This window comes from Legionella quinlivanii (genome assembly GCF_003265995.1).
Classification (GTDB): domain Bacteria; phylum Pseudomonadota; class Gammaproteobacteria; order Legionellales; family Legionellaceae; genus Legionella_C; species Legionella_C quinlivanii_A.
Genome location: NZ_MVJN01000001.1, coordinates 414,910 through 432,446, shown reverse-complemented (window position 1 = coordinate 432,446; position 17,537 = coordinate 414,910). Strand labels below are relative to the sequence as shown.

Here is a 17,537-nt window from a genome sequence, read left to right as displayed (position 1 = left end):
TTATGTAGTTAATTGCTGGATGCACATGAATTTACGGGATTTACACTATTTTATTGTTTTGGCAAAAACACAGCATTTTGGCGAAGCAGCCAGGCTTTGTCATATTAGTCAGCCTACTTTGAGCATGCAGCTTAAAAAATTGGAGGATGAACTCGGCGTCCTGCTGTTTGAACGGTCTAATAAGCAAGTGATTTTAACGGAAGCAGGCAGAAAAATCCTGGAAAAGGCTCAATCTGTCTTGCATGAGACCCGACAATTAAAGGAAATGGCCCAGTCATTGTCCGATCCCTTTTCGGGTGAACTGCGTCTTGGTGTGATTCCTACATTGGCTCCTTATCTGTTACCTTTGATAATGCCCGAGATTCAAAAACGTTTCCCCAGGCTTCGTGTCTGGTTAATTGAAGAACAGACACATCGTCTGACTTCCAAACTGGCACTGGGTGAGCTTGATGCGGCTATAATGGCAATGCCGGTGGAAGCGGATTTTGAACCGATTATCCTTTTCAAAGAACCTTTTTATTTCGCCTGCTCCAAGGATTACCAATTTTCTAAAGCAGCGCCTCTCGATTTGAATGATTTAACAGAGCAAACAGTGCTGCTGCTGGAAGAGGGACATTGCCTCAGAGAGCAGGCGATGGATATCTGTCGAACTGCAAGAGCCAACACAGGTGTGGACTTTACCGCAACCAGCCTTGAAACATTGCGTTTAATGGTGCAATCGGGTTTGGGGGTTACTTTATTGCCTGCTTTAGCTGTAAGAAATAATTCAGAACAGCTTGAAATATTCCCTTTCACTGAACCGGCTCCATACCGAACTATTGCGCTGTTTCATCGCTCACAAAGCGTAAAACTGGACTGTTTGAAACAACTCGCCAGCTTGATTGAGGCGATAATTAATCCTTTATTGCGACCTGATTTATGAATCAATTAAATGATGCGGCAGAAGTTAAAAAATTATCTATTTATTTTGAAACCCGAGCCAAAACGACCCGAGCGGTCGAAGAACTCGATTTTTCATTATTGCCCGGGAAGACGCTTGCGTTACTGGGTGAGTCCGGCTGCGGTAAATCAATCACTGCTTTAGGCCTGATGCGTTTACTTCCGGCAACGGCCCTATATGACATGCAGAGTCAGATTTTAATCGACAATAGAGATATACTTGATTTACCTGAAAAGATAATCCGGGCTTTACGTGGGAAACGTCTGGCGATGATTTTTCAGGAACCGATGACCGCTTTAAATCCGGTGCTTCGTATTGACGCACAGTTAGCTGAAGCCGTTTGCCGTTATCAGAAGTTATCAGGCAGTGCCTTAAAACAACGTTTGATTGATTTACTGACAGAAGTTGAGATTGCAGAGCCAGAACTCCGTTTGCAGCAGTATCCGCATCAACTGTCTGGAGGACAGAAGCAGCGTGTTGTTATCGCAATGGCCCTGGCGAATCAGCCCGACATCCTGATTGCTGATGAGCCGACAACCGCCCTGGATGTGACCATTCAGGCTCAAATCCTTAAGCTATTGAAAAAACTGCAGCAGCAACGGCAGATGAGCATGTTACTAATCACTCATGATTTGGGGGTGGTGAAAGCGGTCGCTGACCGGGTCTGTGTGATGTATGCCGGTCAATTAGTCGAGGCGGCAGAGGTTGAAGAATACTTCAGTCATTTGAAACATCCCTATTCCCAGCAATTAATGGCCTCTTTGCCCAGATTTGAAAAACGATTTGGCCGCTTGCAAACTATATCAGGTGCTGTGCCCTCATTGGATAATTTACCAGAGGGCTGCTTGTTCCATCCTCGTTGTGCCTATGCCTTTGAACGTTGCCATAAAGAAACTCCGCTGATACAAAAGTCGGGCGAACATCTTATCCGTTGCCATCTTTATCCCGAATTGAAGCAATTGCCACCGCTTAATGCCTCTCAGACTTTATGGAATATAGAGGAAAAGGAGACGCCAGTCTGTTTATCAGTGCGTGATCTCAAAGTCCACTTTAAAGTGGGAGGCGGGCTGTTTAAAAGAAATCAGACTCTGATTAAGGCAGTGGATGGCTTATCACTGGATCTGCATAAGGGCAAAACACTGGCGTTAGTGGGTGAGTCTGGTTGTGGAAAAACAACCGTATGCCGCAGTATTTTAAAATTACAGCCTGTGACTTCTGGTGAAATTCGATTCAAAGAACAAGATATTCAGGCGATTAAAGGCAGGGAATTACGCGCTTATCGCAAGAAAGTGCAAATTGTATTTCAGGATCCTTTTTCTTCATTAAATCCGCGCTTAACAATTGGCGAAATAATAGCAGAAGGTATGATTGCCCAGCGAATATCCAAAGCCTTGATTCATCGCCGCCAACAGCAGTTACTGGAGCAGGTCAATCTGCCCCGCAATTGCTTAAGCCGGTATCCCCATCAGTTCTCAGGAGGCCAGAGACAGCGAATTTGTATCGCCCGCGCCCTGGCCACTGAACCTGAGATTTTGATATGTGACGAGCCCACCAGTGCCCTGGACGTGTCTGTTCAGGCACAAATTCTGAATCTTCTTAAAGAATTGCAATATGAGCTGGGTGTTTCTTATTTATTTGTCACCCATAATATGTCAGTGGTGTCTTATATCGCCCATGACGTTCTGGTGATGCGCAATGGCAATGCGGTGGAAAAGGACAGTGTAGAGCAGATTATGAAGTCGCCCCAGAAAGACTATACAAAAAAACTGTTGAACAGCGTATTGTCTGTATGAAGATCGTTTAATAATTCCCCACGTCATTGCGAGCGCAGCGAGGACTCCCTCTGCAGTGGCACGGTCTTTATCATATCGATTGATATAAATCATCTCACCTGGAATTCATACCAATACCACAAAGTGTTTAATACTCTTAGCTAAAGGTAGGTGCTTCCGGGCTGCCTGTTGGAACAATACGTTCTTTGATGTTCTCAATAATTTCGTCTGTAAGTTTATTAGCGTTATTTTCGAGAAATTGGTTTACCAGTGTCTCGAATTCGTTGCCCGCAATAGTTTTTTTTGGGGAAAAGAATGAAGCCCTGACATTATCCAAATTTTCATAGCGCCGAAAGTTTGACACATTACGAACGTTATCGACAAACTCATAAAATTGCTCTATAGAATTTATATTTACCAGTTTAAGTTTTTTAAGCTCTTCGAGCTTTGTTGTAGTCCGGCTGTTACTAAAAAATACACGCTCAAGTCGATTAATCTGATTAGTGATATAGTGGTTTATCGCTGGTAAAAGCTCACTATTGATAAAAGCTATGTCTGTCTTCTCATTTACCAGTTTTATGTCAGCCTTCGCCAAATAGGGATTGCTGTCGTTACTGGCAGGCTGAATGACCTTTAATTTTTCTGGGTCGACAGAGGAAGTTTTATAAAGGGAATATTCATGAAGGTATTGGGCTACGGCTTTCCTGTACGCTACACCATCGTTTCCTCGTTGAGTAGACTCTCTTAGATTTGCGATAATTTGATCAGGAGCGGGAATCCCTTCTTTAAAATCTTCGAATATGTCCTCATAACTTAATTTAGAAAAAAATTCTGGATCCAATATTTTTTCAATTGTTTCAATAGAATAGCTGTTAACAGGAGATCCCCAATTGATTTCAATGTATTCTACATTTTCCAATTGATCTCTGAAATCCTCAAAAAGGGTATTAAGTAACTGCTCACGTTCAAGATCAGAAATATGCTTATAAAGCTCAAAAAATATTTTTCTAGGCTCAATCACTAATTGATGTAATTGAAATGTAATGTGGTATTGTCTGTTTTTTTCTTTTTCTTCTTCTGTCAGATTGTTTAAAGCCTGCTTAGTTGGGTTTGTTGTCCAGGTGCAAGCCAGGGAAAATAAAAACTTGCTTCCATCAGGATAATCTTTTCCTTCTTGGTTGAGAATAGCGTCTATTGCTTCCTGTGATAAATCAGATATAGCAGTTCCTAGATTGCCAGGACCTGCCATCGCTTTTGTCCATTCGAATTTGAATTGATTGGCGCTGAAGGCTCGAACAGGAGTGTGTTGATAGTCACGATATTTGTATAGGCTTCGGTCAATTGTAATGTCTTCATACTTACCTGTTAATAGTTCCATTAATGGTTTTGTATAATTTTCCTGAAATCTGGCAATGGCATTTTGAATGAATGGATTATTTGGTACTGCTGCTATCCAATCATTGTTAAAAACAGTCCTTACCCATGGCTCCGGCCATCCATACGCCTCATATTGTTTCAAGCTTTCCAAAGGGTCTTCTTTAAAAAAGGTACGAGCGTAGGTGCTGAGATTAACCCCATGCGAAAGTGCAACATCATCGGATAACTTTCCTGTACAAACAATGTCGGTGGTATCACTATAAATACCGCCAAAATGATTAAGAATTTTTAACCGTAACATATCAGTGGCACTTCCAGGCCATTTTTTTTTCATTTCCATTTGATATAAAAGGCCTGCATCGCCTAAATACTTTCCGACACTGCTGTTAACATCTACTAAATGGATAGAGTTGTCTTTTGCCCATTGCTTTAGTTTTTCAAACTCCTCCTTTTCATAAACGTGCTCATCAACCCACAAAGTAAAGCGATAGTGAGGGTTTTGTTTTTTACCATTTGCAATTATGTTTTTATAAGTATCCGAAATCGGATTTAGTACGAATAGATAATGGAGGAAATTAGGTAGAATGGTTTCATCGGTTGCGCTTTTATTTTGACGTTCAATATCCACTTCCGCTAAATCATGAGTTTTTAAAAGCTCCTCGAAGCTCCGATAAGGCCACTCCTCGTTTTCGTATTGAAACAAATTGTATGGATCAGGTAAGCCATAATCTTTTAGGGTCATCGGCTGTCTTCGGTTATCTGAGCCTTGAATGTTCTTGGTTTTCATAAAGAATGTTCTTTCTACTTTTTATAATTATATTACAAAAAGATTAATTCCGGATCAGTCTGGGCGAATACTAATGGTTGTAGTCTATTTATACAAAAGCTGAGTAAGGTTACCCGTTTTAAACTATTCCTGTTACGGTAATTTAATCGGAGTTATTTCGAGTCAAATCGTAAGTAAAGAGGCTCTATGGCATTGCTTGATGATGCTTTGAAGGAAAATGCATTGAATTTATTTGATAATATGGAATTAACAGATTATTTATAGCAATGGAAGCTATCAAAAAACTCCACTTTTAGCTATTTAAGCTGCCCGGTTGCAAGGCAACCAGGCTACTGGCTGGTACTTACTATTTACCAGTTAATATACGCTTCACAAAATCACTGACCTCAGCCAGCGGAATCATACTGAGCTCTTCCTTATTCCGTGCCTTGTATTCTACAGACTGTTGCTCTAAATGGCGTTCGCTGATTACCAGACGGTGAGGAATACCTACTAAATCAGAGTCTGCAAATAATACGCCTGGTCTTTCATTGCGGTCATCCAGCAATACTTCCACACCGAGCTCGATTAATTGGCTGTATAGCGTTTCAGCTGTAGCTCTCACGGTTTCAGAGCGTTGAGCATTAATCGGGATAATCACCAGTTGGAAAGGAGCGATGGCCAGGGGCCATAAAATTCCTCGTTCGTCATGGTGCTGCTCGATTGCTGCAGCGACTACGCGTGAGATACCCAAGCCGTAACAACCCATTTGCATGACCTGTAATTGGCCGTCTTCATTGATGACCGAAGCATTCATTGCGGCTGCGTATTTATCACCTAGCTGGAACACATGGCCGACTTCAATTCCTCGGCAGGACATTAGTCTGCCTTTGCCATCCGGACTCAGATCACCTTCTTTAACGCTGCGTAAATCATAAGCATCCTGATACTGAGCATCTCTTCCCCAGCAGGCATGTGTATAGTGTTTATGCTCAATGTTCGCGCCACAGACAAAATGAGTCAAGGCCAGTGCATGATGATCCGCAATAACAGGAATGGATAAACCCACAGGCCCCAGAGAGCCGACTGGTGCTCCCAGTGAGGATTTTACCATTTTATCGTCAGCCAGACGCAGCGGAGATTTCACCAGAGGATGTTTGGCAGCTTTGACCTCGTTCAACTCGTCATCACCGCGTAAGACCAGCGCAACCAGTGGATGCTCTTGCCCCTCTACAATCAGGGTTTTAACCATCCCAGCCGCTTGAATCTTTAAGTGGCTGGCGACCTCGTCGATAGTACGGAGATTCAAGGTATCAACCAGTTGAATATCACGACTCAAATCAGGGCTTGCTTTTGCAGGAATCACTGCGCTGGCCTGCTCGACGTTGGCGGCATAATCACTCTCGTCACTGTAAAAGATAATATCTTCGCCAGAATCAGCGAGTACCTGAAACTCATGCGAAGCGGAGCCCCCAATTGCTCCTGTGTCTGCCTCGACCGCGCGATAACGCAAGCCCAGGCGGTCAAAAATTCTGCAGTAAGTCTGATACATTGTATTATAAGTGGCTTGAAGACTTTCCTGGCTTAGATGGAAAGAATAGGCATCTTTCATTATGAATTCACGGGCACGCATTACCCCAAAACGCGGTCTTATTTCGTCACGGAACTTGGTTTGGATCTGGTAAAAATTAACTGGCAATTGCTTGTAGGATTGCAATTCACTACGCATGATATCGGTAATGACTTCCTCATGCGTGGGTCCGAAGCAGTAGTGGCGCTCGTTGCTGTCAGTCATGGTAAGTAACTGGCCGCCAAACGTATCCCAGCGCCCCGTTTCCTGCCAGAGTTCGGCTGGTTGAACAGCGGGCATCAGTACTTCCATTGCCTGTGAGCGATTCATTTCCTCTCTGACGATGTGCTCGACTTTTTGTAACACTTTAAGACCCATAGGCAGCCAGGTGTAAAGTCCTGAGCCCAGTTTTCTAATCATACCTGCACGAAGCATCAGCTGGTGTGACACAATCTCTGCATCATTGGGTGTTTCGCGAAGAGTCGGTAAAAACCATTGTGAAGCACGCATTGTTTTTCCTGTTAATTTTACGAATAAAGCTATTATAAGGAGGAGCAGGGAAAGTGCAATCGGTTTTGGGTAATAGAACATCAGTGGAAGTTAGCAAATGTATCCATGAGTGGTCATCTCGCACGGGCGTCGCATCAATAGAATTAAGCAACTAACTTGTCGTCTTTGCGAGCCTCAGCGAAGCAATCCAGATCGAACCTGAACAAAGTTAGGAAGTGGATTGCTTCGCTGAGGCTCGCAAAGACAATTTTTGTGCATTATTCTCATTTATGCAGCAAAGCTGTCCCGCACAGATGTAAATCAATTATTAATTACGAGGCTGCCATTATGGAAGACAAAGGCACAGGCAAGTCAACGATTAATAGCGAAATTGGCTATCGTTTTTCTCAGTTTCCTTTTCATCAACCTCTGGCAGTCCTTTCTCATTATTTTCTGCTGGAATCTGGTGAGGTAGAAATGTTCTTTGAGATTGCTGATAGGCCGCGATCCCATCATAAAACATAAGCAATGCCTCCGCCAATTTACTGCGGTATCCTTTAAGGCGCGAGGGGTTTTGCTCTATTTCCTTGCGGGTGATGGGACATTTCTCAAGATGCTTTCCATTATGAAATAATACCGAGCTATTAAAGATATATCCCGATTCAAGCACATAGGGCTCACTAAAAAGCTCTTGTTCCACAGGGCAAAATAAATCTTCCTCTAGTCGGTTTATTTGAAGCCATGTTGAAAATAAATCCTTCATGTCTTTGGCAATCCCGGATTCATAAGGAAAGGGCTGGTTTAAAGCGTTTTTGAACAGTTTTAGATCGGGAAGGGTTAGTTCCTGATACCTTTGAAATAGAGAGGGTTTGGTTTTATCCCAGTAATTAATACTTCCTGTTGCCATGCGCAGTACGCTCATAGCTTTGTCAAGACCTTTCAGGGGTTCAACATACTTTTTGGGGCTCGGTAACGCTTTCTCATGCCAGTGAATATAAGGGCTTTGATGAATGTAGTTTGAGTTTGAAGAGGCTTGCTCCTCTGTGGGTAAAAGTAATCTATCTTTGACGATTTCCGGAAACTTCGTGAATATTTTATCCAGTAAAGAGGACAGCATTGTTTTTTCCTGACCGTCTTCAGTTTCTTTTTTTTCCAAGGTTTCTTTGTAATGCGGTTTAAAAGAAGGATCGCATTTCGTCTGTTCAATTGACTCGCTGGTTACAATGAGCCATTCGTTATTACAGTAGGCATAGCGCTGGTGTTTGACTGGCTGATTTAATGTTACGAATGAGAGGGTAATCATACCAGGGGTGCGGCTCTCTCTGAGCAGCCAGGTTCCACTCCTGCGGTACTCAAGGAAACTGACAAATTCATCTAACACCTTGCCCCTGGAGTTAGGAAGAGCCTTTTTAAAAACAGAAACCATATAATCATTCTCAGATAACACTTTGTGTTCTTTATCCTTGGCTAATGCGGCTTGAATAATTGCTGTTGATTGCACGAATTACCTCTAAATCGATATTGTTTATAATTTGCGCGGATTTTATATTTTTTAAGATTTTTTGTCAAAAAAATAGCTTTTTTGAGAATTGATGAGGAGTGAATTTGAAGCCCCTCTCTAACTCTCACTGCCATCAAGTTAAGGAAATTTTGTCATTCCCACTAAGGTGGGAATCCATTTCTCAATTGGTATTATCGCTAGCTCAGAGATGGATCCCCGCCTTCGCGGGGAGGACAGTTTATATACAACTAAGCTTAACTTAATGGCATAGAAGATTTTAAGGACAGCAAGTTGATTAACACAGAATTGCGGGTTATTCGTCATCCCAGTTTAATGTACCGCCTGCCTGGTATTCAATGACACGGGTTTCAAAGAAGTTTTTCTCTTTTTTGAGATCCATCATTTCGCTCATCCAGGGGAAGGGATTTTCCGCGCCAGGATATTGCTCTGGCAAGCCAATCTGGCTTAAACGTCGATTGGCAATGAAGTGGAGATACTCTTCAAACATTTCGGCATTCATTCCCAAAATACCATGCGGCATGGTATCCCTGGCATATTGATACTCGAGTTCTACACCCTGACGAATCAATTGAATGATTTCTTCCTTAAAGGCGGGTGTCCATAAATGTGGATTTTCAATTTTGATTTGATTAATGACATCAATACCAAAATTCATGTGCATGGACTCATCACGCAAAATGTATTGGAACTGTTCGGAGGTTCCTACCATTTTATTTCGACGGCCCATTGACAGGATCTGGGTAAAGCCGACATAGAAGAAGATACCTTCAAAAACCACATAAAATGCGATCAGATCGCGCAGCAGGCGCTGATCATTTTCCGGCGTACCGGTATGGAAGTTCGGATCCCCCAGACTTTGGGTAAAGGGCAGGGCCCAGGCTGCTTTGGTCGCGACCGATGGAATTTCCCTATACATGTTGAAGACTGCCGCTTCATCCAATCCAAGGCTTTCAATGACATACTGATAAGCATGGGTATGCAGCGCTTCTTCAAAGGCCTGACGAAGCAGGTACTGACGGCACTCGGGATTTGTAATATGCCGGTAAACCGCTAATACCAGATTATTGGCAACTAATGAATCGGCTGTTGAGAAGAATCCCAGATTGCGAAGCACAATCAGTCGCTCATCTTCGGTTAGCCCGTTAGGATCTTTCCATAAGGCCACATCGGCACTCATGTTAATTTCATTCGGCATCCAATGGTTGGCACAGCCAGTCAGGTATTTATCCCAGGCCCATTTATACTTGAAAGGTACGAGCTGATTTAAATCAGCCCGACAGTTAATAATTTGCTTATCGTCAACATGAATGCGTCCTGCACCCATTTCCAGCGCTTCCAGGCCGGTTGCCCCCATATGAGATAATGGGGTGTTTAATGATTCTTGTAATTCTGGCATGGAGTTCTCCTTTATTGGCATGCTTCGCAATCGGGATCAAGGATAGAGCATACTTTAGGCTCATCAATCTTGACTGCATTGAGCGCGCCGTCTGTAACTGTGGATTTTTCTGCGTTACTTGCCCCTAGGCTTCGCAGATAATAGGTGGTTTTCAAACCGCGTAACCAGGCGTGTTTATAGAGCTGATCCAGCTTTTTACCGGATGGTTTTGCCATATAAACGTTCAATGATTGCGCTTGATCGATCCATTTCTGACGTCGTGAGCCGGCTTCAATTAACCACATTGGGTCAATTTCAAACGCGGTTGCATAACGGGATTTCAATTCCTCAGGGATTCTGCTGATAGGCTGAACACTGCCATTGTAATATTTCAGGTCATTGACCATTACCTCATCCCAGAGATTCAATGCTTTCAAATCGGCAACCAGATAAGGGTTAACCACGGTAAATTCGCCGGACAGATTCGATTTAACATAGAGATTCTGATAAGTAGGCTCAATGGATTGCGAAACGCCGCAGATATTGGAAATGGTTGCTGTGGGAGCAATCGCCATCACATTGGAGTTACGCATGCCCTGAGTACGGACTTTCACACGCAAACCTTCCCAGTCCAGACGTTGTGAGCGATCCTGTTCCAGATATTTACTGCGAGCCTGCTGCAATAAGTTGATAGAGTCAATCGGCAGAATGCCCTTGCTCCACAATGAGCCTTCATAAGTTGAGTAACTGCCGCGCTCTTTGGCCAGTTCGCAAGAGGCTTCAATGGCATAATAACTGATTAATTCCATAGATTCGTCAGCAAACTGGACGGCTTCCTGTGACGCATAATCCAGCTTCATTTCATAAAGCGCATCCTGAAAGCCCATTAAACCCATACCGACTGGGCGATGCTTTAAGTTGGAGTTTCGAGCCTGAGGCACGGAATAATAGTTAATGTCAATCACATTATCCAGCATACGAACAGCAGTCGTTATGGTTCGTTTTAATTTTTCACGATCAATTTTGCCGTTTTTAATGTGAGCCGGTAAATTAAGGCTGCCGAGATTACAAACCGCAATTTCCTCATTGGAGGTATTTAAAGTGATCTCCGTACACAAATTGGAGCTATGAACGACGCCCGCATGCTGTTGTGGTGAGCGAAGATTACAGACATCCTTAAATGTTAGCCAGGGGTGGCCAGTTTCAAATAACATGGAAAGCATTTTTCGCCATAGTTTAATCGCAGGAATCGTTTTGGCATTGTGAATTTCACCAAGACGCGCCTTGCTCTCATACTCTTTATAGGCTGATTCAAACGCCTGACCGTAAAGATCATGCAAGCCGGGTACTTCATCAGGAGAAAACAGGGTCCACTCGCCTTCTTCATGGACACGTTTCATGAATAAATCAGGAATCCACAGGGCAGTATTCATGTCATGAGTACGGCGGCGGTCGTCACCGGTATTTTTGCGAAGCTCAAGAAATTCCTCAACATCACGATGCCAGCATTCAAGATACGCACAGACAGCGCCTTTGCGTTTGCCGCCCTGATTCACTGCTACTGCGGTCGCGTCAGCCACATTCAGGAAGGGAACAACACCCTGTGATTTGCCATTAGTGCCTTTGATATGAGCACCCATTGCACGAACCGGTGTCCAGTCATTACCCAGCCCGCCGGCAAATTTGGACAGTAAGGCATTGTCTTTGATTGCGCCATAAATGCCATCCAGATCATCAGGAACTGTTGTCAGATAGCAGCTCGATAATTGTGGACGGACTGTACCGGAATTAAACAGAGTAGGAGTTGAGGCCATATAATCGAATGAGGATAGCAATTGATAAAACTCAATGGCCTTGGCTTCACGATTGGCTTCACGAGTAGCAAGCCCCATCGCGACACGCATAAAAAAGGCTTGTGGTAATTCGTAGCGAATGCCTTTTTCATGAAGGAAGTAGCGATCATAAAGCGTTTGCAGGCTCAGATAGGTAAATTGCATATCGCGCTGCGGTAATAAGGCTTTTGCCAGTTTTTCCAGATCAAATTCACCCAGTTTATGATCCAGCAGGCCTTGTTTAATGCCTTGAGCAATATAGGCTTTGAAATAAGCAGGATAGAGATTGCTCATTTCATCAAAAGTGGCCTCAGTCTGCATACCTAACTTAGACAGGGCTTCACTGCGCAGGCTGTCAAGCAGCAGACGTGCGCTGACATAAGTATAATTAGGTTCACGCTCAACCAGCGCACGGGCAGCCATAATCAGGGCTTTATGAACTTCTGTCAGTTTAGCCTGATTGTATAGGTTACGCAGAGCGTCTTTAATGACCGGCTCGGCCTGAACGTTGGAAAGATTTCGACAGGCTTCCTCGACAATGGTCTGCACACGCGACATATCAAGCGGTCTGCTTTCTCCATCCGGCATGACAATTAAAGGAACCTTGCTGTCTTTAGCCTGCTGCTGCAGCTTGGCTTCACGCGCTTCCCGGTGTTTCTCGCGGTATACTACATAGGCTCTCGCCACTTTGTGATGGCTGCTGCGCATTAAGGCTAATTCAACCTGATCCTGGATGTCTTCAATATGAAGGGTTCCGCCAGTGGGCATGCGTCGCTTAAAGGCTTGAGTAACCTGATTAGTCAGTTCTTCAATTTGCTCCCGGATACGATCGGAGGTTGCAGCGGCAGCGCCTTCTTCAGCAAGAAAGGCTTTGGTAAGGGCAATTCTGATTTTACTCGCGTCATAATCAACCACTTTCCCATTGCGTTTAATGGTTTTAATCGCACCAGGGGCATTGGCGGTCAATTCCAGTTGACTTATGTACGGCACATCTTTTACCGGCTCAAGAAGTTCTGACATATTAGCTCCAGAATTATTGTGTTTTTATTTTTCAGAGCAGAATATTCTAACATACTCAATTTCATACTCAAGTTAAAAACCCAATATATTGTGTTGGTGCTAATTAAATTTTAGTACATATAGTGTTTGTCTGCAAGTTATCCCCAGAATTCACAAGAGAACAAAGCCTGAAGTTTATTAGGGTTTTGGAGGATATTTACATTTTATCCACAGGTTTATAAACAGCGTGGATCTGCTGCTTTTACCAATGCTAAAGCGGCACTGACGAAGCATTGTGATGCGCTATACTCGGTCAGGATTTCTTTTTTACAATCACTGCATCGGAAACATTGGAGAAGCCATGAACATTCAGGCGGAAGGCATCAATTTGCGCATGCAGCTGACTGGAACTTCCGCCATCCAGATTCAGTGCATTCAGGCAATTCAGCGGGGGTGCTTTCATGATTTGCGCAAGCTCAATGGTAGACAGCGCGGCATTGTCGGTGACCAGTATAATAACTTCTCCATCACGCGTAATGCCTAAGGCGCTGCGTTCCGCCCGTCCCGGCTTTAGAGGAGGGATTTGACCATTAATTAAGAGGCGAGGCCCGCTTTGAACTGCGAATTCTATCTGACTGTCTCGTTTGAACTGACGCACATTGGTGATGTAGGGTTTATCGTTTCTGATATAAAAGATTCCCCACCAGCTGATTTGCTTCAGAGGGCTTTTTAACTGTCTGTTTTTTATCCGAAGACCCAGAGGCTTAAAGTCCTGATCAAAAAAGCCGCCGTTAATAGTGATTAAGGCATTACTATGCTGTGCATATTCGTCAGCTGACGCGTATTTGACTGCCATATCTTTGGCAAAGACTAAAGAAAGTTGATTATACTTTAAATTGATTTTGAAGGCGTACACATGAGCCCAGGGCGTTAAATAACTTTCTTTAAGCTCCTGATACTCAACGCCCGATGTGAGTTTATGCCAGTTATTGGAAGCAAGAGCATAATTAAGCAGTAAGGCCAATAATGAAACGGTGAGCAGGGATTTCCAGATCCGCGTCAGCCATTTTCTGTTTACAATGGTTTGACTGGGCATAGTAATCTTGTATCCTTGTGAGCAAAAATATTTTTCAGCAGTGGAAACCGCCATGCAAATAACAACGCAAAATAGCAATGAATTACAACAAAAGTCAATCGAGAAGTTATCCGAGTTGATGAAAGATGTCCTGGACCGCGCAAAAGCTCTGGGCGCTTCTGATGCTTCGGTTGCTGTCAATCACGATAACGGATTCTCGGTCGATGTGCGGATGGGGGAAGTAGAAACCGTCGCTTTCAATGATGACAAAGGGGTTAGCCTGGTCGTTTATTTTGGACATCGGAAAGGAAGCGCAAGCAGCACCGAGACATCGCCTGCAGCGCTTGATTCGCTGGTCTCTGCAGCTTGTGAAATCGCTAAAGTCAGTGCGGCTGATCCCTGTTTTGGGCTCCCTGACAGTGAGTTGATGACTAATCAGTATGCCAACCTCGAGCTCCATCATCCCTGGTCAATAACACCTGCTCAGGCTATTGAAATGGCATTAGCCTGCGAATCTCACGCCTTATCTCTGGATAAGCGCATTAGTAACTCAGATGGTGTGAATCTCTCTACCTATGAATTCTGTCATGGTTTTGCCAATTCTTGCGGCGGAGAAGGATTTTTGGTTGGTACCAGGCATGGATTAAGCTGCTCTTTAATTGCTCAGGAAAATGAAGCCATGCAAAGGGATTATGATTATACAACGGCCCGGCATGCCAGCGATCTTGCAGATATCAGATTTTTGGCTGCTAATACAGTGGAGAGAACTATCAGTAGACTGGGTGCGAAGAAAATCAGTACGCAGCGAGTACCAGTCCTGTTTTCCTCCCGTATTTCCAGCGGTCTGTTATCCAGTTTTATTAATGCAATCAGCGGTTCAAATCTTTATCGGAAAAATTCATTTTTAATGGACTCGATTGATCAGCAGGTTTTTCCCAAAGGATTTAAAATTTACGAACAACCCCATCTCTTACGCGCTCTGGGCAGCTCTCCTTTTGATAGTGAAGGCGTTCCTACCCGTGATAACGTGTTTGTTGAGGATGGACGAGTTAAACAGTATGCACTGAGTACCTACTCAGCCCGCCGAATGGGTCTTAAAACATCGGCTAATGCGGGCGGCGTCCATAATCTGACGCTTGACTCCACTGCAGGTAATTTGCAGCAGCTGATTAAGCAAATGGATAAGGGATTATTAGTCACAGAGCTGATGGGGCAGGGAGTTAATGGGCTGACTGGCGATTATTCCCGCGGAGCCAGCGGTTTCTGGATTGAAAATGGAGAAATTCAATTTCCAGTCGAAGAAGTAACCATCGCAGGCAACCTCAAGGATATGTTTTTAAACATCGCGGCAGTAGGCAGTGATATCAATCCGAATATCGCCACACGTTGTGGATCGATTTTAATTGAGAATATGATGGTTGCTGGAAAGTAGAAGATACCTTTAACCATCCTTTCTTTTAGGATGAAGATTGAGATTAGCCCTCTCTCTAGCTCTCTCCCTGAGGGAGAGAGGATTTAAGGAAGGTTTCCTTTTAATAGAAATCCCCTCTCCAAGTTGGGAGAGGACTAGGGTGAGGGTTGATATTAAGCCCCCTCTCTCTAGCTCTCTCCCTGAGGGAGAGAGGATTTAAGGAAGGTTTCCTTTAATAGAAATCCCCTCTCCCAAGTTGGGAGAGGGCTAGGGTGAGGGTTGATATTAAGCCCCCTCTCTAACTCTCTCCCTGAGGGAGAGAGGTTTAAGGCAGGGTTTTAAGAAGAAGGGAGTTACCTGGAGAAGCAAATCTACTTTTCTAATTTTTATCGCGAAAAATGATACGGCCTTTTGTCAAATCATATGGAGTTAACTCAACCTTTACCTTGTCGCCGGTCAGGATACGGATATAGTTTTTTCGCATGCGTCCGGAAATATGAGCCGTAACGATATGCCCGTTTTCCAACTCCACTCGAAACATGGTGTTAGGCAATGTATCAATAACTGTGCCTTGCATTTCAATATGATCTTCTTTTGCCATAAGTCTCTCAAAATTGCTTCAAACAAATAAAAGCAAGATAGTGCACTAAAATAAAAAAAATGGCAATCAAAACTGTTTGCGAGTACCTCTTCCTTACTCAAAGAGGCTGGTTGAATCGTTACTGGCCAATTTAGCCCAGCTCCCCCGAAGTGTAGGATGTTGCATGGCCTCTTTAAGCCGGTGCAGAAATTCCTTGCGGCTGATAATAGTGCCTCCAAGGCTTATCAGATGAGCTGTGGGTAATTGGCAATCGATAAAATCGAAATGCTGAGTTAAAAGGGTCTGGCTAAGATAATACATCGCCATTTTGGAAGCGTCCTGTTCATAGTGAAACATGGATTCACCAAAAAACGCTTTTCCAATACTAATGCCGTAGAGCCCGCCAATTAAGCGGTTTTCACGCCAGATTTCAAAACTGTGAGCAAATCCCATATCAGACAAATGGATATAGGCTGCTTGCATCTCCTTGGTTATCCAGGTGTTATTTTCGCGGGCTTCTACCGTTGCGCAGGCCTGAATCACCGCTTTAAAATCAGAATCAATTCTCAATTCATGGGGTTGTTTCAGGCTCTTTCCAAGACTGCGGCTTAATTTGAATTGCTGGGGATAAAGAATCAGTCGGGGATTAGGGGACCACCAAAGAATAGGGCATCCACGTTCGTACCAGGGAAATATTCCCTGGCGATAGGCAGATAGCAATCGTGCAGGCGACAGATCGCCGCCAATTGCTAATAATCCCTGTTTATCACTGCTTTCCGGATCAGGGAATGAATAGTCTTCACCGTCTTCAGAAAAATCAGAAATAGTTATTCTCCCAGATCATCCAGATATTTTTCGGCATCCAGGGCCGCCATGCAGCCAAATCCGGCAGACGTAATGGCTTGTCTATACACGTGATCAGCCACGTCCCCACAGGCAAACACACCGGGAATAGAAGTTGCCGTGGCCATACCCTCCAAACCTGAGCGAATAATCAGATAGCCATTTTCTTTCATATCCAGTTGGCCTTTAAACAGGCTGGTATTGGGATCATGTCCAATGGCAATAAAAACACCGTCAAGATTGAGCGTTTGAATTTCACCGGTGTCAACATTGCGGACACGAGCGCCGGTTACTTTCATGCCGTCACCGATTACCTCATCCAGTGTGTTATGCCAAAGTAATTTGATATTGCCGTGCTCGGCCTTTTCGAACAGACGATCCTGCAGAATTTTTTCTGCTCTTAGGCTATCGCGGCGATGGATAAGCGTAACAGAAGCCGCAATATTGGATAAATAAAGTGCCTCTTCAACAGCGGTGTTACCGCCCCCTATGACGCAAACGGTTTTGTTGCGGTAAAAGAATCCGTCGCAGGTCGCACAAGCGGAAACACCGCGTCCCTGGTAGGTACTTTCCGACTCAAGACCCAGATAGCGGGCAGAGGCGCCGGTGGCTATGATCAGCGCATCGCAGGTATAGGATTCGCTGTCACCCTGGAGAAGGAATGGTTTTTGACCAAGATCCGCTTTCACGATGTGATCAAAAATAATTTTGGTGTCGAAGCGCTCTGCGTGTTTTTGCATGCGATCCATCAGTGCCGGGCCTTGCAGGCCTTCGATGTCTCCTGGCCAGTTGTCCACATCGGTAGTTGTGGTAAGCTGTCCTCCTGGCTGCATGCCAGTGATTAATACGGGGTTTAAATTGGCGCGTGCTGCATAGACAGCCGCGGTATAGCCTGCCGGGCCTGAGCCAAGAATTATCAGGCGATGGTGATTGCGATTAATCATCTCTGCCTTCCTCGCGAATTATGGTAAGATGGCAAATGGTAT

The 17,537-nt window shown here is 44.2% G+C and carries 12 protein-coding genes; 3 read left to right on the top strand and 9 right to left on the bottom strand.

All coding sequences use genetic code 11. The annotated features are described in order from the left end of the window. Positions 1 to 25: 25 nt before the first annotated feature. Both B1207_RS01770 and B1207_RS01765 read left to right on the top strand, forming a co-directional pair. Entirely contained in the window at positions 26 to 922 is an 897-nt protein-coding gene (locus B1207_RS01770) for a LysR substrate-binding domain-containing protein (RefSeq protein WP_112218269.1), read from the top strand. Beyond that, positions 919 to 2,733 (top strand): ABC transporter ATP-binding protein, encoded by a 1,815-nt coding sequence (locus B1207_RS01765; protein WP_112218268.1) that lies wholly within the window; start codon positions 919 to 921, stop codon positions 2,731 to 2,733. The genes B1207_RS01770 and B1207_RS01765 overlap by 4 nt, the downstream gene beginning before the upstream one ends. 136 nt (positions 2,734 to 2,869) lie before the next feature. Here the strand turns inward: B1207_RS01765 and B1207_RS01760 are convergent, their stop codons facing one another. From B1207_RS01760 to B1207_RS01735, 6 genes are all read right to left on the bottom strand, one after another. After that, on the bottom strand, positions 2,870 to 4,876 hold the full coding sequence (locus tag B1207_RS01760; protein WP_112218267.1) for a glycosyltransferase: 2,007 nt from the start codon (positions 4,874 to 4,876) through the stop codon (positions 2,870 to 2,872). 346 nt (positions 4,877 to 5,222) lie between these two features. Beyond that, positions 5,223 to 6,935 (bottom strand): proline--tRNA ligase, encoded by a 1,713-nt coding sequence (locus B1207_RS01755; protein WP_112218266.1) that lies wholly within the window; start codon positions 6,933 to 6,935, stop codon positions 5,223 to 5,225. A gap of 358 nt (positions 6,936 to 7,293) precedes the next feature. Beyond that, a complete protein-coding gene (locus B1207_RS01750; protein WP_112218265.1) occupies positions 7,294 to 8,415 on the bottom strand; it encodes a hypothetical protein in 1,122 nt (373 codons plus the stop codon). A 313-nt stretch (positions 8,416 to 8,728) separates the two neighbouring features. After that, positions 8,729 to 9,832 (bottom strand): ribonucleotide-diphosphate reductase subunit beta, encoded by a 1,104-nt coding sequence (locus tag B1207_RS01745; protein WP_112218264.1) that lies wholly within the window; start codon positions 9,830 to 9,832, stop codon positions 8,729 to 8,731. Between the two features lie 11 nt (positions 9,833 to 9,843). Continuing rightward, a complete protein-coding gene (locus B1207_RS01740) occupies positions 9,844 to 12,663 on the bottom strand; it encodes a ribonucleoside-diphosphate reductase subunit alpha (RefSeq protein WP_112218263.1) in 2,820 nt (939 codons plus the stop codon). Positions 12,664 to 12,955: 292 nt separating this feature from the next. Then, a complete protein-coding gene (locus tag B1207_RS01735) occupies positions 12,956 to 13,738 on the bottom strand; it encodes a phosphodiester glycosidase family protein (RefSeq protein WP_112218262.1) in 783 nt (260 codons plus the stop codon). A 52-nt stretch (positions 13,739 to 13,790) separates the two neighbouring features. Between B1207_RS01735 and pmbA the strand changes: the two genes are divergently transcribed. Continuing rightward, positions 13,791 to 15,149: a metalloprotease PmbA gene (gene pmbA / locus B1207_RS01730; RefSeq protein WP_112218261.1), complete on the top strand. Its 1,359-nt coding sequence runs from the start codon at positions 13,791 to 13,793 to the stop codon at positions 15,147 to 15,149. Positions 15,150 to 15,507: 358 nt separating this feature from the next. On the opposite strand, the gene infA is transcribed toward pmbA, so the two are convergent. From infA to trxB, 3 genes are all read right to left on the bottom strand, one after another. Continuing rightward, the gene (gene infA / locus B1207_RS01725; protein WP_025386155.1) at positions 15,508 to 15,729 is read right to left on the bottom strand and encodes a translation initiation factor IF-1; all 222 of its coding nucleotides are present in this window, start codon (positions 15,727 to 15,729) and stop codon (positions 15,508 to 15,510) included. A 93-nt stretch (positions 15,730 to 15,822) separates the two neighbouring features. Continuing rightward, positions 15,823 to 16,533 carry a leucyl/phenylalanyl-tRNA--protein transferase gene (gene aat / locus B1207_RS01720; RefSeq protein ID WP_112218260.1) on the bottom strand — a complete coding sequence of 237 codons (711 nt, stop codon included), beginning with the start codon at positions 16,531 to 16,533 and terminating at the stop codon, positions 15,823 to 15,825. Positions 16,534 to 16,535: 2 nt separating this feature from the next. Then, positions 16,536 to 17,495, bottom strand: coding sequence for a thioredoxin-disulfide reductase (gene trxB / locus B1207_RS01715; RefSeq protein ID WP_112218259.1), 960 nt, complete (start codon positions 17,493 to 17,495; stop codon positions 16,536 to 16,538). Positions 17,496 to 17,537 lie beyond the last annotated feature (42 nt).

What these genes read in the sequence shown, in the direction of transcription:
- B1207_RS01760 (WP_112218267.1), bottom strand. Translation starts at nt 4,876, where the DNA reads ATGAAAACCAAGAACATTCAAGGCTCAGATAACCGAAGACAGCCGATG.
- B1207_RS01765 (WP_112218268.1), top strand. Translation starts at nt 919, where the DNA reads ATGAATCAATTAAATGATGCGGCAGAAGTTAAAAAATTATCTATTTAT.
- infA (WP_025386155.1), bottom strand. Translation starts at nt 15,729, where the DNA reads ATGGCAAAAGAAGATCATATTGAAATGCAAGGCACAGTTATTGATACA.
- pmbA (WP_112218261.1), top strand. Translation starts at nt 13,791, where the DNA reads ATGCAAATAACAACGCAAAATAGCAATGAATTACAACAAAAGTCAATC.
- B1207_RS01740 (WP_112218263.1), bottom strand. Translation starts at nt 12,663, where the DNA reads ATGTCAGAACTTCTTGAGCCGGTAAAAGATGTGCCGTACATAAGTCAA.
- B1207_RS01745 (WP_112218264.1), bottom strand. Translation starts at nt 9,832, where the DNA reads ATGCCAGAATTACAAGAATCATTAAACACCCCATTATCTCATATGGGG.
- B1207_RS01755 (WP_112218266.1), bottom strand. Translation starts at nt 6,935, where the DNA reads ATGCGTGCTTCACAATGGTTTTTACCGACTCTTCGCGAAACACCCAAT.
- B1207_RS01735 (WP_112218262.1), bottom strand. Translation starts at nt 13,738, where the DNA reads ATGCCCAGTCAAACCATTGTAAACAGAAAATGGCTGACGCGGATCTGG.
- trxB (WP_112218259.1), bottom strand. Translation starts at nt 17,495, where the DNA reads ATGATTAATCGCAATCACCATCGCCTGATAATTCTTGGCTCAGGCCCG.
- B1207_RS01770 (WP_112218269.1), top strand. Translation starts at nt 26, where the DNA reads ATGAATTTACGGGATTTACACTATTTTATTGTTTTGGCAAAAACACAG.